The sequence below is a fragment of the Empedobacter sp. UBA7494 genome, from assembly GCF_002478465.1.
GTDB lineage: Bacteria > Bacteroidota > Bacteroidia > Flavobacteriales > Weeksellaceae > Empedobacter > Empedobacter falsenii_B.
This window is the reverse complement of sequence record NZ_DLOC01000066.1, coordinates 1-15,777: the sequence shown is the minus strand read 5'-3', so window position 1 is coordinate 15,777 and position 15,777 is coordinate 1. Positions and strand designations below refer to the sequence as shown.

14 protein-coding genes and 1 pseudogene are annotated in these 15,777 nt (G+C 31.4%); 10 read left to right on the top strand and 5 right to left on the bottom strand.

The window, feature by feature from the left end:
• Positions 1-108, top strand: a pseudogene (locus B4E95_RS08025) (IS982 family transposase); the annotation flags it as partial.
• 32 nt (positions 109-140) lie between these two features.
• Positions 141-806, top strand: coding sequence for a hypothetical protein (locus tag B4E95_RS08020; protein ID WP_291091055.1), 666 nt, complete (start codon positions 141-143; stop codon positions 804-806).
• On the opposite strand, the gene B4E95_RS08015 is transcribed toward B4E95_RS08020, so the two are convergent.
• Complete coding sequence (locus B4E95_RS08015) at positions 790-1,044, bottom strand: hypothetical protein (RefSeq protein ID WP_280061974.1); 255 nt, start codon at positions 1,042-1,044, stop codon at positions 790-792. The genes B4E95_RS08020 and B4E95_RS08015 overlap by 17 nt on opposite strands.
• Before the next feature lie 101 nt (positions 1,045-1,145).
• Between B4E95_RS08015 and B4E95_RS08010 the strand changes: the two genes are divergently transcribed.
• The 5 genes from B4E95_RS08010 to B4E95_RS07990 all read left to right on the top strand — a co-directional run bounded on the left by B4E95_RS08010 (position 1,146) and on the right by B4E95_RS07990 (position 5,806).
• Complete coding sequence (locus tag B4E95_RS08010) at positions 1,146-1,547, top strand: hypothetical protein (protein WP_291091054.1); 402 nt, start codon at positions 1,146-1,148, stop codon at positions 1,545-1,547.
• A gap of 64 nt (positions 1,548-1,611) precedes the next feature.
• Entirely contained in the window at positions 1,612-2,346 is a 735-nt protein-coding gene (locus B4E95_RS08005; protein ID WP_125350403.1) for a lysophospholipid acyltransferase family protein, read from the top strand.
• A gap of 9 nt (positions 2,347-2,355) precedes the next feature.
• Positions 2,356-3,357 carry an acyl-ACP desaturase gene (locus B4E95_RS08000; protein WP_038333672.1) on the top strand — a complete coding sequence of 334 codons (1,002 nt, stop codon included), beginning with the start codon at positions 2,356-2,358 and terminating at the stop codon, positions 3,355-3,357.
• 101 nt (positions 3,358-3,458) lie between these two features.
• Complete coding sequence (locus B4E95_RS07995; RefSeq protein ID WP_291091053.1) at positions 3,459-4,796, top strand: cytochrome ubiquinol oxidase subunit I; 1,338 nt, start codon at positions 3,459-3,461, stop codon at positions 4,794-4,796.
• 2 nt (positions 4,797-4,798) lie between these two features.
• Positions 4,799-5,806 carry a cytochrome d ubiquinol oxidase subunit II gene (locus B4E95_RS07990; protein WP_291063429.1) on the top strand — a complete coding sequence of 336 codons (1,008 nt, stop codon included), beginning with the start codon at positions 4,799-4,801 and terminating at the stop codon, positions 5,804-5,806.
• Between the two features lie 161 nt (positions 5,807-5,967).
• Here B4E95_RS07990 and B4E95_RS07985 read toward each other — a convergent pair whose 3' ends face one another.
• Positions 5,968-7,203, bottom strand: coding sequence for a GTP-binding protein (locus B4E95_RS07985; RefSeq protein ID WP_291063431.1), 1,236 nt, complete (start codon positions 7,201-7,203; stop codon positions 5,968-5,970).
• Positions 7,204-7,469: 266 nt separating this feature from the next.
• Here B4E95_RS07985 and B4E95_RS07980 point away from each other — a divergent pair, with 266 nt between their 5' ends.
• Both B4E95_RS07980 and B4E95_RS07975 read left to right on the top strand, forming a co-directional pair.
• Positions 7,470-8,591 (top strand): metallophosphoesterase, encoded by a 1,122-nt coding sequence (locus B4E95_RS07980; RefSeq protein WP_313095524.1) that lies wholly within the window; start codon positions 7,470-7,472, stop codon positions 8,589-8,591.
• 101 nt (positions 8,592-8,692) lie between these two features.
• On the top strand, positions 8,693-9,010 hold the full coding sequence (locus tag B4E95_RS07975; protein WP_286495594.1) for a GNAT family N-acetyltransferase: 318 nt from the start codon (positions 8,693-8,695) through the stop codon (positions 9,008-9,010).
• Positions 9,011-9,089: 79 nt separating this feature from the next.
• On the opposite strand, the gene B4E95_RS07970 is transcribed toward B4E95_RS07975, so the two are convergent.
• From B4E95_RS07970 to kbl, 3 genes are all read right to left on the bottom strand, one after another.
• Positions 9,090-10,358, bottom strand: a complete 1,269-nt coding sequence (locus B4E95_RS07970; RefSeq protein ID WP_280037926.1) for a dicarboxylate/amino acid:cation symporter — start codon at positions 10,356-10,358, stop codon at positions 9,090-9,092.
• 138 nt (positions 10,359-10,496) lie between these two features.
• Complete coding sequence (locus B4E95_RS07965; protein WP_291091051.1) at positions 10,497-13,184, bottom strand: PD-(D/E)XK nuclease family protein; 2,688 nt, start codon at positions 13,182-13,184, stop codon at positions 10,497-10,499.
• Between the two features lie 146 nt (positions 13,185-13,330).
• On the bottom strand, positions 13,331-14,530 hold the full coding sequence (kbl, locus tag B4E95_RS07960; RefSeq protein ID WP_291063437.1) for a glycine C-acetyltransferase: 1,200 nt from the start codon (positions 14,528-14,530) through the stop codon (positions 13,331-13,333).
• 95 nt (positions 14,531-14,625) lie between these two features.
• Between kbl and B4E95_RS07955 the strand changes: the two genes are divergently transcribed.
• Positions 14,626-15,501, top strand: coding sequence for a GNAT family N-acetyltransferase (locus tag B4E95_RS07955; protein WP_291091050.1), 876 nt, complete (start codon positions 14,626-14,628; stop codon positions 15,499-15,501).
• The last annotated feature ends 276 nt before the right edge of the window (positions 15,502-15,777 follow it).

Here is a 15,777-nt window from a genome sequence, read left to right as displayed (position 1 = left end):
TTTAAAACCAGAATTTTAGCTAAAATTACTGCACTTACTGTGGTTCAGTACATTAATAAAACATACTTTAATCGAAATATTAATAATCTAAAAACTCAAATTATTTAAAATGCACAACGGGTTATAATAATGTATTTGATATGGAGTTTTATGATAGTTCTTATTGTGATATTTTAGAATATCAAATTCTTTTTAATAGTCATTATAATATAATCAATCTGCATAAATTGTTATCTGATTCTTCTAATGATAAAAACTCATTAATTAATATAGATAACTTATTATTCAATTTAAAGAGATGTAACGAACGTGAAGAGATCCGATATTTAAATAATAATATCTATACTACTTATAACGATTTAATTGTAAAAATACGAGAATATAGAACACAATTTTTTGCTCATTTAGACAATAAAACCTTTAAAGAAATTCATTTAACTAAAAATTTTTATCTTGATAATTTAGATGAAATAAGGAGATTATTAGATTCTATTTCTGAACTATTAGTAAGATTAATAATTTATTTTTTTGATGAATTTAAAGAAAACGATTCTTCAAAAAAATTATCAATAAATAACCATATATTAAGAATGAGCACTTTAAAGAACGAAAAAAAGTCATATTTGAATTCAAATAGTGAAATATTCTTAGATAAATTGATTGATGTTTTCGAGGATGTATCTGAAATACAATCAGCATTAAAACAATCAATTTCAGATCAAGATAAAATAAAACTAATTAATGAAATTTTAGTTAAATCTACAGGAGAAGTAAATGGATATAAATTTTTTACTTACAAATACTAACTTTTCCTTTTTCACTTAACTGCTTAAAGTTAATTGCAGGAATAGTTGGATTCAATTCAGATTTGAAATTGGTAACACTTGGCGTTTCAAAAAAATCTAATTCGTATAAACCATCTTCCACGAATTGACAATCATCAGTTAAAATATAGATTTTAGGAAAACTTGGTTTTCGTTCTATTTTTACTTTTTTGATGTTATTTTGATCCGTAAAAACTTCTCCTTTCTTTGTGTTCGCCATTGTTTCTTATTTAGAGAACAAATTTCTTAATAAAATTGAATATTAAAAAAATCAATCCGTAATATTCAAAATATTTCTACCTTCGTTACAAATAAAACCACGTGAAATATACAATTCAAGCAATACTTTTGTTTTTTGTTTTAGGATTAACAAGTTGTTTACCAATCAAAACAGTTTCCGAAACTAAAGTTGTGACTTCAGAAATTAGCGATTTGTCGGGTAAATGGAATATAAATGATGGAGGAGATTACATTATTTTTGAAGATGCAACGAAAAAAATGGTAATGAAAACGGTTTGCGGAATTATTACGGCTGATTATACTAAAATAGATCAAGCTATAATTTTTAATCATTTAAAACAAGTGAATTCTGATTGCGAAATTCCTCAAAATTTGATTCAAAATTTGCAAAAAACTGCATATTTTAAAGTAAAATCATCAAATCAAATTACTTTTTATGATGAAGCTCATCAAGAAAAGTTAACTTTGAAATTAATAAAGTAAATCGCCTAGAAAAATATATTATGCTTAGCATAATTTTTTATTAAATTTGTCTAAATTTCTAATGTTGAAGAAAATTTTAAGTTATCCGTTATCTATAATCTTTTATATTTTTTATGGATTAACGTTGTTGGTAATGCATGTTGTGCAATGGTTGTGCTACAATTTGGGAGGTTATGCTGCTCATCACAAAAGTGTAAAAGTGATGAATGGTCTTTTGGTTTTTTGGACAAGAATTTTGGGTACAACGTATACCTATAAAGGAAGAGAAAATTTGAAACAAAATGTACCATTGATTTTTGTGAGTAATCACCAAAGTATGTATGATATTTCTCCGTTGGAATATGATTTGGCTGATTATCATCCTAAGTTTATTTCGAAAATAGAATTGGGAAAAGGAATTCCGAGTGTATCGTACAATTTAACGCATGGAGGTTCTGCATTAATCGATCGTAAGAACGGAAAACAAGCAATAGAGGAAATAAAAAAATTAGCACAATACATTCAGAAAAATAATTATTCAGCTATTATTTTTCCAGAAGGTACAAGAAGCAAAAATGGAGTACCAAAGGCTTTCAAAGAAAATGGATTGAAAGTTTTGACGAAATATGCTAAAGACGCTTATGTTGTTCCCGTTACACTAAATAATACGTGGGAAATAGAAAAGTGGGGTAAGTTCCCGATGTATTTGGGCGCGAAAGTAACGATACAATACCATAAACCCTTAAAAGTGAGTGACTATAAGTTTGATGAAATATTCGAGCTTACCGAAAAAACTGTAAAAAGTAGTATAACCGCATAAAATAATTATATGTCAATAAAAAATGTTCGCCTGGAAGTAATGCAATTTCTTGAGAAAGATATTGATGCTTATATGGATAAATTCTTAGTTCCAGCCGATAAAATTTGGCAACCAACAGATTTTTTACCGAATTCTCAAACAGATTCTTTTTTTGACGAAATCAAAGAATTACAAGAGCTTTCGAAAGATTTGCCAGATGATTTCTGGATTACATTGATTGGAGATACCATTACCGAAGAAGCTTTGCCAACCTACGAATCTTGGTTGATGCAAATGGACGGTGTGGTAGATGAAGAAGGAAATTACCTAGAAAATGGTTGGGCAAAATGGATTCGCCATTGGACAGGAGAAGAAAATCGTCACGGTGATGTGTTGAATAAATTTTTGTATTTATCAGGACGTATCAATATGCGCGAGGTTGAAGTAACAACGCAACATTTGATAAATGACGGTTTCGATATTGGAACAGCACACGATCCTTACAAAAACTTTGTTTACACAAGTTTTCAAGAATTAGCAACTTATGTATCGCACAATAATGTATCAGCAATTGCAAAAAAATACGGAGCGAAAAAATTATCGCGTATGTGTAAAATTATTGCAGGAGATGAAATGCGTCACCATTTAGCTTACACAGAGTTCGTTCGTCGTATCTTCGAAGCTGATCCTTCTGAAATGATGTTAGCTGTTCAACATATGTTCAAACTTAAAATTGTAATGCCAGCGCATTTCTTAAGAGCTTCTGGTGAAGAAAGAGGAACTTTGTTTGATGCGTTTTCAGATGCAGCGCAACGCATTGGTGTGTACACAGCGTTTGATTACATCGATATTATGCGAAAATTAATTGAAGCTTGGCAATTGGATAAAATCTCTGGATTGAATGCCGAGGCGGAAAAAGCAAGAGATTATATCATGAAATTCCCAGATAGAATGGATAGAATTTCGCAACGTATTGTGATTCCTGAAGATGGACCACAATTCAAATGGTTATTACCAGCTACGTCTAAATAGATTATTATAATCAAAATCATATAAAAAAAGGCAATTCAAAATCGAATTGCCTCTTTTTATTTAGTAACTTTAACCAACAAAGAAATTAAAAACAACTGCTTATGGACGATTTTATTGCTGCCAGAAGTCAAATGGCGATGTCGTTAGCCTTTCACATTGTTTTTTCGTGTGTCGGGATGGTGATGCCGTTTATGATGGCAATTGCTCACTACAAATACCTCAGAACTAAAAAAGAAATTTACAAAGGACTAACTAAAGCGTGGAGTAAAGGAGTTGCAATTTTGTTCGCTACAGGAGCAGTTTCTGGTACAATGCTTTCGTTTGAGTTAGGGTTATTGTTTCCTAAATTTATGGAACACGCTGGACCAATTTTCGGAATGCCATTTTCGTTAGAAGGAACAGCTTTTTTTATTGAAGCTATTGCTTTAGGTTTTTTCCTTTATGGTTGGGACAAATTCAATAAATGGTTTCATTGGATTTGTGGTGTAATTGTAGGGATTAGTGGTTTAGCTTCAGGGATTTTGGTTGTTGCTGCAAATGCTTGGATGAATTCTCCTTCAGGTTTCGATTTTATAAATGGCGAATATTTAAACATAGATCCTGTAAAAGCTATGTTCAACGATGCGTGGTTTTCTCAAGCTTTACACATGACGATTGCTGCTTTTTGTGCAACTGGTTTTGCTGTTGCTGGTTTACATGCTTATCTTATTTTGAAAGGTAAGAATGTGAATTTTCATCGAGAAGCATTCAAAATTAGTTCTGTATTGGCTATTACTGCGGCGTTATTAGCACCTCTTAGTGGAGATATTTCGGCAAAAGATGTAGCGAAGCGTCAACCAATTAAATTAGCTGCAATGGAAGCGCATTTCAAAACAGAAGAAAGTGCTGCGTTTGTTTTGGGTGGAATAGTGGACGAGTCAAAAGAAGAAATCAAATACGCGATAAAAGTTCCGGGTGTGTTAAGTTTCTTGGTTCATTCAGATTTCAAAACACCTGTAAAAGGTCTAGAAGAATTTCCGAAAGATGAATGGCCGCCTGTGGCAGTTGTACATTATGCATTTCAGATTATGATAACATTCGGAATGTTGATGATGGGAATAGCTGTGATTTATTTGATTGCGCAATTCTTTAAGAAAGATTGGCGAACAAAACGATGGTTTTATAAATTGTTTATGATTGCGACACCTTTTGGATATATCGCTTTAGAAGCAGGCTGGACGGTAACAGAAGTTGGTCGTCAGCCGTGGATTATTTACGGAATTATGCGAACGGTAGATTCCATCACGCCAATGCCAGGAATACAATATTCGTTTTACATTTTCACATTTGTCTTCATCACATTGTCCATTATTTTGGTGTTCTTAATGAATCGACAAATACAAATGGTTGCGAAGCTTTACGATCCAGAAGATCCAAATTATAAACCAGAAAAACATTAAGTATGATTTACGTAGTAATAGCATTTTTGTGGGTTGCCATCTGTTTATATTTAATTTTAGGAGGAGCAGATTTCGGTGCTGGAATTGTCGAATTGTTCTCTGAAAAGAGTTACAAAAAACGTACAAAGAAGATTATGTACAATTCGATTGGACCAATTTGGGAGGCAAATCACATGTGGTTAATCATTGTCATTGTTATTTTATTTGTTGGTTTTCCTAAGATGTATGCAGAAATCTCAAATTATTTGCACATCCCGTTAGTAATCATGTTATTGGGAATTATTGCAAGAGGAACTTCGTTTACTTTCAGAAATTATGATGCAATTAATGATAAATGGCACAATTTGTATGATGTCATTTTTACTTATTCAAGTGTTGTAACACCTTTGTTTTTGGGCATAATAGCAGGATCTATCGTTTCGGGAAGTATTGATGATAATGCACTTTCGTTTCAAGATGCATATATATTTTCGTGGTTGACTTGGTTTAATTTTTCGGTCGGAATTTTCACTGTTGTGATTTGTGCTTTCTTGGCTTCGGTTTATTCAATTCAAACTGTAAAAAATGATGAAGATAAAGTGATTTTAAGAAAACGTGCCAAGATTTATACAGCTTTAATTTTTGTTGCTGGAGCATTGGTATTTGCTGTTTCACTTTGGAAAAACATTCCATTATTTAGTTGGATTATATCAGAAATTTACGGTTATATCGCAATAGCAATTGCTTCAATTTCAATTGTATTATTACTTTCAGCCTTAAATAAAGCGAAGGATTCTTTGTTGAAAGTTTACGCAGGAATTATTGTGATGATGATTTTATTTGCGGCAACTTATTCGCATTTTCCAAATTTGGTATTATTCAAAGATGGTTCAACATTATCTTTATTAACAGATTACGGTGCGTTGAGTACGATAAATATGTTAGCTTGGGCATTATTACTAGGCTCGATATTTATTTTACCATTTCTATTTTACTTAATTTATTCATTTAATCAGAAGCAAAAAATATAAATACTCGTTCCAAATTTGATTACAAACATACTTGTTTATAATTAACCGAGCCTTTAGGAAAGGACAAGTGAATTTGGTAAATACAATAATCTGTTTAAATCTTCAGAACAAGGATGATAAGAGAAGAGCCTTATTTCAATTCGAAATAAGGCTCTTTTATTTTAATTATGTTTTGCTTGCCATTCTGCAATTTCTTGCTCATTCAGTAAACAAGAGTTTAATTCTTGTGTAACTTTTTCTTTGTCCAAACCTTGACCAATAAAAACAAGTTCTATCATTCGATCTCCCCATTCTTTCGACCATTTGGCGTCAATTGTTTTTTGATTAAATTGATAAGCTGCAAACTGAATTCTTTCGTCATACGGCATCGAGCACCACCAAGCCCCCGCAGGATCAATTCGGATACTACCACCAGCTTGACTCAAGAAAATAGCTTCATCAGGACGATTTGCTAACCAAAATAAACCTTTTGAACGGTAAATAGTTGGAGGAAAATTATCATTCAAATAGGTTAAAAAACGTTCTGCATGAAACGGAATTTTTTGTCTGTAAACAAAAGAAGTCATTCCATATTTTTCTTCCAAATGATCGTGGTGTTCGTGCGTACAATGTTCACCACATTCGTGATCATGGTGATGGTGATGTTCCTCTTTTTCTTGCTCTTCTAATAATTTTACCCAAGCATCCATGTCCTGAATTTTTTCGAAATCGAATAGATTGGTATTCAAAATTTCAGTTAATTCAACGTGAGAAAAACTTGCAGGAATTATTTTAGCAGAAGGATTTAATTTTGTCACAAACGCTTCAATATTCATCAACGTTTCTTCTTCGACCAAATCCATTTTATTCAAAATAATCACATTCGAAAATTCAATTTGATCGATTAAAAGATTCACAATCGGACGATTATCTTCTCTATTTTCTGTAAAACCACGATCAAAAACATCTTCATCAGTTCCTAAATTTTTGAAGAAATTATAAGCGTCAACTATTGTTACCAACGTGTCTAAACGTGCAACTTTTGGTAAATCAATTTTACCATCTGGCGAAACAAAATCCAACGATTGCGCAATAGGACCTGGATCAGATATACCAGAACTTTCGATAACCAAATAATCATATTTCCCTGATTGTGCCAACTTCTCGATTTCTACGATCAAATCTTCTCGTAATTCACAACAAACGCAACCGTTGCTCAATTCAACCAATTTTTCATCCGTTTGAATTAAATCATTTTCGCGAGAAACCATTTGCGCATCAATATTTACTGCGCCCATATCGTTCACGATAACTGCTACTTTTAGTCCTTTTTTATTGTGTAATATATGATTAAGAAGTGTCGTTTTTCCGCTTCCAAGAAATCCAGAAAGTACCGTTACAGGTAGTCTATTTTTCATAATTTATGCTTAAAAATATGCTACAAAGTTACATTTTTATCACGAAAATTTTTGTGTAGAATCATCTATAAATTTTATAATGTTCTGTTAAGAATATAATAATAAATCACTGTTAGAAAGATTTCTTTTATTTTTGTTCAAAATCAAATAAAATAATGTTTGTTTATAGTGTTATCACGTCAATAATTATTTCAATCGTACTTGAAATTTACCTGTATTATAATTTTAAAAAATTCATTCAAAATAAGTATATTCTTTTAGGAAATGTGCTTTTGTGGTTACTTGTTTTGGGTAATTTTGGATATAATCTAATCTTTTTTGATCGTAATGTTGGTCAAACGCAAAGGACAATGTGGGCAACAGGTTTGTTTATGTTGTTTGGTTTTCCTCGAATTATTCTGGTTCTATTTTTCTTGGTTCAAGATATTTTTAGAGGATTTGGTTGGCTATTTAATCGTACTACAAATCATCAAACAAAAGAAGATTCTTATTTACCTTCTCGTCGAAAATTTGTAATGATTTCTGGATTAACAGTGGCTTCAATACCTTTTTTTAGTTTGATCTATGGAATGACAATTGGAAAATATAATTTCAAAGTAATCAAGAAAAAATTGGCATATCAACGTTTACCAAAATCGTTTGACGGTTTCAAGATTTTACATATTACAGATATTCATTCGGGAAGTTTGGATAATCGTGAAAAGATAGAATATGCAGTCGATTTAATTAATCAACAAGAGTTTGATATATTGTTGTTTACGGGAGATATTGTGAATAATTTTCATTGGGAAATGGATAAATGGTACGATGTTTTTTCGAAAATAAAACAAGCACCACATGGAAATTTTGCTGTTTTAGGAAATCATGATTATGGAGAATATTCGGATTGGAAAACGGAGGAAGAAAAGCAAGGTAATTTTGAAAAAATTAAAGCGATTTTCCCTAAGATTGGAATGAAATTATTATTGAATGAAAACCGATTTATTACAAAGAATGGTGAAAAAATTGCGTTGATTGGCGTTCAGAATTGGGGAACACGATTTAAGAAATTAGGTGATATTGATGCAGCTTCGAATTATGTAAATACAGAAGATTTTAAGATTGTGATGTCACATGATCCTTCGTATTGGAATGAGATATTGAAAAATCATCCGAAACATTTTGACTTGACTTTGTCTGGACATACGCATGGAATGCAATTAGGAATTGAAGTTCCGAAAATTGGTTTGCGTTGGAGTCCGGCGCAATATGTGTATCCGCAATGGGCAGGTTTTTATGATTTTGAAGGAAAGATTATCAATGTAAATCGCGGATTTGGTTATCATTTTTACCCAGGAAGAGTAGGAATTTGGCCTGAAATAACATTAATTGAATTGAAATCTGTATAAAATAGTAGGAAAAGGCAATCAAAATTTTTGGTTGCTTTTTTGATGTAGGTCAATTCTGAAAACAGATTTTTATAGCATTATTGTCATAAAAAATAAATAATATGAATGAAGAATTAATTCCTTTACAGGTTGTAAAAAATGAATCAACTTTTCGTTTTGAGCTGAATGTTGATGGATACATCGCTTTTATAGATTATAAACAAGAAGATGATATTATCAAATTGATTCATACCGAAGTTCCTGAAGAATTAGGAGGAAGAGGCGTTGCAGCTGCTTTGGTAGAAAAAACATTGGTTTATTTGGAGGAACATAAAAATCCTTTGTTTCCGTATTGTCCTTATGTGTATGCCTACATCAAAAAGCATCCGGAATGGAAACGAATTGTTCATCCTAAATTCCCAAAATATAATGAATTGTAATCGGTTAACGAATGAGATTATAATAAGAAATGCGACCTATATAGGGTCGCATTTCTTATTATATTTTTGAAAAGCAATTTTAAGCTTTGTGATGATCATCATCGTGTGTATATGTTTGCTCAATTGCGACGTGTCCTTCCCATTTGTCTACAGCAACTGTAGATAAGGCGTTCCCAAGTACATTTGTCATCGAACGAGCCATATCACAGAAATGGTCAATAGGTAAAATCAACGCAATTCCTTCTGGTGGAATTCCAAACATCGAACAAGTTGCAACCACTACAATTAATGAAGCTCTTGGCACACCTGCAACACCTTTTGAAGTAAGCATTAAGACTAATAACATCAAAATTTGTTTCTCGATCGGCATGTGAATTCCATAAACCTGCGCGATAAATAGCGACGCGAACGTCATGTACATCATCGATCCATCTAAATTGAAGGAATATCCGAGCGGTAAAGTAAACGAAATAATTTTCTTTTGAGCCCCAAATTTTTCTAATTCTTCAACTAATTTTGGGAATACAGCTTCTGATGAAGTTGTAGAGAAAGCGATTAATAATGGCGCTTTGATGTGTCTTAATAAGTCGATTACTCGTTTTCCTAAGATGAAATATCCAACCAAAATTAAAACAGCCCAAAGAAGCAAAATACCAATTACAAAGGCGATTAAATATTTAACATAAAGTAAGAATATACCGAATCCGTACGTTGCAATAGCAGCAGAAATAGTTCCTAAAACTCCTAATGGCGCAGTCCACATTACATATCCAACCATAATTAAAACGATATGCGAAATTTTATCTAACGCTTTCGTAATCATTTCGCCTTCTTTTCCATAAGCTGCCATTGCGACACCAAAGAAAATAGAGAAAACAACGATTTGTAAGATTTCATTTGTTGCAAATGATTCGAAAACAGATTTAGGAATCATATGTGTAATGAAATGTTCTAATGTAAGCGAAGCTTGACCTTTTAATAAATCTTGAGCAGAACTTGAATCGATTTCAATATTCAATCCTTCTCCAGGTTTCATTACATTGATAACAATAGCACCAATCACCAAAGAAGTAAGTGAAGCTGTGATAAACCAACCCATTGCACGTCCACCAACACGTCCAACCATTTTCATATCGCCCATTTTAGCAATACCAACTACTAATGTTGAGAAAACTAAAGGCGCAATAATCATCTGAATAAGACGAATAAAAATAGTACCAAGAAGTTTTATGTTAGTCGAAAATGTTTTAATAAATTCTGGAGAGGTATTATAATGTACATATCCTCCAAGCGCAACCCCGATAAGAAGGGCAATAATAATAGCTATAAAAAGTTTATTGTTTTTCATTATGCGATTTTAAACTTTTCCAAAACTACTATTTTTTAGCAAATTATTAAGAATATAAATTGATTTGTACACCAAATTAAATATAAAACCCTTTGTATGTAGTGTTTACAAAGGGTTTTCTTTATAGTGTATTGAGTACTATTCTGGCTGTTTGAACGGAATTTCTTGATTTAAAATCTCTTCGATTAATGTTGACATTGGTGCGGTAGAATTTTCGACAATCGAATAATCGATGGTTGTATTTTTATCAACCGAAAGTTTAATCAATTCTTTATTTGGAAATTTGATTGGATAAATACACAATTCAATGTTTTTATTTAGATTTTCTTTATCCGCATAAAATAAATGAGCGTAGAAAATTAATTGCAATTGTTTCGCTTTATCTTCTTTTTGGTAAACGGTTTCTATTTCTTCGGTTTTCACCGAAATATCTTTTGCATAACCAGTTTTGTAATCAATAATTCGGATTTGATTATTGACAGAATCAATTCGGTCAATTACACCTTTTAGCTTTACAATTTTGCCATTTGTTAGTGCAAAATCAACTTCGTGCTTGCTTTCCAAAGCTCGAATTACAAATTCATTTTCCTTTGCTGTAGTCGTATCTTTAGACAAAACGCCATCCACAATTCGCTCTGCAATTTTATAAATCAAATAATTTGGTCCTTTGTCCAAATGTCCATCTTTATATTCTTTGCTAAAATGCTCTTGTAAGGTTTTGTCTTTTATTTTTTCGATATTTTTGAAATCATTTTCATGCAAAATATGTCCAATATAAGGCGTGTACAAATCCTCCAAAGCGCCGTGTACAATGTTCCCTAACGTTCTTGCGCTTACAATTTCTTCGGCTTCTTCCACTTCATTTACATTAAAAACACGTTGCTCATAAAAATCTAACGGATTGCGTAAATAGGTTGAAAGTGAAGAAGGTGAAATTCCATATTCAGCCCAATTTTGAAGCTTTGCCATTGTTTCGTCAGTTTTTGGAACAATGATTTCTTTCAAAGGTTTTGTGACAAAACTTGGTGCAGCAAAAGTTTCTTTCACTTTGTGATTGCTTTCAAATTTGATTTGAGCCAAAAAGCGAGATTTTTCTCCAGAACCCATTCCGTCAGCTTCTGTATCATACACAAAATAAGCATTTTTTGCACGCTGAATCAAACGATAAAAGTGATATGCATAAATCGAATCATTTTCGGTAAATGTATTCAATTTCATTTGTTTGCGAATATCGTACGGAATAAATGTATTATTTTGTCGTCCCAAAGGCAAAATTTCGTCATTCACAGAAGTCATGATAATATTATCGAAATTCAATAAACGAGTTTCCAACAATCCCATCAATTGTAAACCTTTCAAAGGCTCTCCAATAAAGGAAATTGTCTCAGAAGATACGATTTTGTTGTATAATAAAAATAAGGTTCTATAATCTTTGATATCATCAACACTTAACAAATTTTCATGTAATTGATTGAAAACTTTTTTGAAAAAGAATAAATATTCTTTCATCAACAAATCGTTCATCGAAGGATGATGCAGTAATTCGTCTGTCCAATTTTTTAGATGATGAATAAATTCAGTGATACTTTTTGGAATATGAAAAATAGATTTAAAGATTGATTCTCCTAAGGCATTTTGAATCGAATTTTGAGAATTAAATATTCGATTTTGTAATCGAATATCTCCAATTAATTTTCGACTTTCGTCCGTGCTAAAAAGAGATAAAGTTTTATTTTCAAGAATTTGTAAGACATTTTTGAAATAAAACATGGTTCCTTTTCCTAATTTCTCCCGATTCATTTGTAACTCAAAAATTGATTTGAAAAATTGCGCTAACGGAACCGAACGCAAGGGAATTCCCATTGAAATATTAAGATGTGTAATATTTTCGGGCAATGAATTGAGAATTGCTGGTAAAATAGATTCATCAGCTAAAATCAAGGCGGTATTTTTTATTTCATCTTCATTGAGATTTCTAATTAAATCTGCAATATATTTTGCTTGTCCAACTTGCTTTGCAACACCAATTGTTTGTAAATTTTTGGGCTTGGAAAATTCATCAACCACCCAATTAATTGGTTTTATTTTCTCTTTATATTTTCGAAGAAAAGAACCCGCTTCTTGATTAGGATTTTCGTAATAATATTTATCCGCATCAAAATATAAAGTGGCTAAATTCTCCTTTTCTAATCGAAAAATAAGTCCTTGTTCTGCTTTTGTTAAGGCATTAAATCCAGCAAAAACATAATGTGAAGTTCTGTTTTCAATAATCTCTTCAACTTTTTCACTCGCAATTCTGAAAACCATTCCAGCATATCCTTCTTTCGAATCCAATAAATCTTGTTGCAATTGAAAATATAATTTCGAAACAATTCCCCAAAACGTTAGGTGATTTTGAATGATTTCATTTTTCCCAATCTCAATTTTTCCATCTCCCCATTGACTAATTCGTTCTACCGAAACCAAATAGTCTAAAACTTTATGAGCAGGTTGCAAAGAAGCATCGATATCATCAAAATCTTTCAAAACAGTTGGTCCCCATTTGATAAAATCTTCGAAAGAATCAGGCTTTTCAACGATTTTTTTATAGGCTTGATACGCTTTAAACCATAGATTAATTCCAGAAATAATTTCTAAACCAGAAAGTTCGCTCATCAATTCTTCGATACTTTTCATTTGTGGAAGAATGATATTCTGCGCTTGACGCTGAAATTCTTGTTTGAAGAATAACATTGGACGTTTTCCTGGTAAAACTAAAGTGGTGTTGATAAAGTTTTTCTGATTTTGGACTAAATCTTTTACAACATTTTCTATGAATTGAGCCATTTTTAAATTTTCTTTCGTTGAGTTGTTGTAAAAGTAAGGATTTTGAGAGACAAAAGATGGCGTTAATTATTAATTGAAAAATTATTTTAGAACAAAAAAGCCGTTTCAGAAATATGAAACGGCTTGTATAAATAAATTCAGTATTCTTACTTAATCACTCCTAATTCTTTACCAACTTTTGTGAAAGCAGCAATTGTATGATCTAATTGTTCTTTTGTGTGTGCAGCTGATAATTGTACACGAATACGTGCTTTATCGCGAGGAACAACAGGAAAAAAGAATCCGATTACATAAACACCTTCATCTAATAATTTGTCTGCCATAACTTGAGATAATTTTGCATCGTACAACATAACAGGTACAATTGCAGCATCACCTTCTGGAATATCAAAACCAGCAGCAACCATTTCTTTGCGGAAATATTCAGCATTCCACATTACCTTATCGCGTAAAGAAGTATCTTTTTCTAACATTTCTAACACTTGTAAAGCAGCACCAACAATTCCAGGAGCTAAAGAGTTAGAGAATAAATATGGACGAGATTTTTGACGTAACATTTCGATGACTTCTTTTTTACCAGAAGTAAATCCACCCATTGCACCACCTAAAGCTTTACCTAAAGTAGATGTAATGATATCTACACGTCCCATTACTTCGTTATGTTCATGTGTTCCGCGTCCAGTTTTTCCAATAAAACCAGTTGCGTGAGAATCATCAACCATTACCAAAGCATCGTATTTCTCAGCTAAATCACAAACACCTTTTAAGTCGGCAACAATACCATCCATAGAGAAAACCCCGTCTGTTACAATAATTTTGAAACGATGATTTTTTTCTGAAGCGGCAATTAATTGCGCCTCTAAATCAGCCATATTATTGTTTTTATAACGATAACGAGCAGCTTTACATAAACGAACACCATCGATAATAGAAGCATGGTTTAATTCATCAGAAATAATCGCATCTTCTTCTGTAAACAAAGGCTCGAAAACACCACCATTTGCATCAAAAGCAGCAGCGTATAAAATCGTATCTTCCATTCCTAAGAAATCAGCGATTTTTTTCTCTAATTGTTTGTGTACATCTTGCGTTCCACAAATAAAACGAACCGAAGACATTCCGTATCCACGGTCATCTAACATTTTTTGAGAAGCTGAGATAACGTCTTTATTATCAGATAACCCTAAATAGTTGTTTGCACAAAAATTAAGTAACGTTTTACCATTTTCTAATGTAATTTCTGCACTTTGAGGAGAAGCAATGATACGTTCTTTTTTGAACAATCCTTGTTCTTCTAAATCATTCAATTGCGTTTTTAAGTAGTTTTGAAATTTATCGCTATACATAATAAATCACTTTTTGTTTTGATATGTTTCATACAAATATAAATGTTTGCGGGCATATTTTTCGTATTTTTGTAAGATATAAAAATTTAAATTAAGTGGATTTTATTATATTATTTTTGTTCTCGGTACAATATTATTTTTTAGCTAAGTTTTTTAAGAAGAACAAAGTTAAAACAATTCTAAGTGTTATTGGAATGTATTTTTTTGGAATTGTTCTATTAGTATTTGCATTAGTGGCTCTTAAAGTAACTAGTATAATTGATATTGATATCATGAATCCTGTTGAATTGAGTAAGTCAAAATTTGTTTGGATTGGAGAAACAATTATTTTTCTATTTATTGGTGTTTTCTATTACTATCATCTTAAACGTAAATGGACAATGGAAATGTTTTCTGCAGATATCGAAAAGCGTAAAGAAGAAATTTTACAGAATATAGAAATTAATCAAAAAATAAATCCAGTAAAATTGGACGTTTATCCTCATTTTCATACGGTTAATGAGAAAAATATTCATTTGGTTCAATCTTTGGCAAATGAGATTTGGAACGAATGTTACAAGGATTTATTATCGCAAGATCAAATCAATTATATGATTGATATGATGTATAATAATGACAAAGTAAACGAAGGAATTGCAAATGGAGATGTTTGGGAAATCCTGAAAATAGATAATGTTCCGTCTGGTTATTTGCATTACAAATTAGATGAAAATAATACTGTTTTCTTATCCAAAATTTACTTGAAAGAGTCTAATCAAACTAAAGGAATTGGACAATTGATGCTGAATAGAGTTGTAGATTATGCGAAAGAAAAAGGTGCAAAAGCTGTTCATTTAACAGTGAATAAACACAATGCGAAGGCAATTCGTTTTTATGAGAAAAATGGTTTCAAGAATATGGAATCAAAAACATTTGACATCGGAAATGGATACATCATGGATGATTATATTTATCAAAAGAATTTAAATTAATAAATATTTAGAATAATATATGGAAGCTTTTACAATTTGTAGCAGCTTTTTTTGTGAGTAATTTAAGAAGATTTTAATGAGATTTTTAATTGTAATATGATTAGATATGTTTATTCTATAATTAAACTTTTTATTAAAATTTTATTTCTAAAAATATGTAAAGATGTTTTACCTTTATTCTTGACAACTGAATCACCTATTTCGATAAATTGATTAGCATTTTCATAAGGTAAATAATAATCGGAATATTTTACTCTAACTGTATGTTGTCAAAAT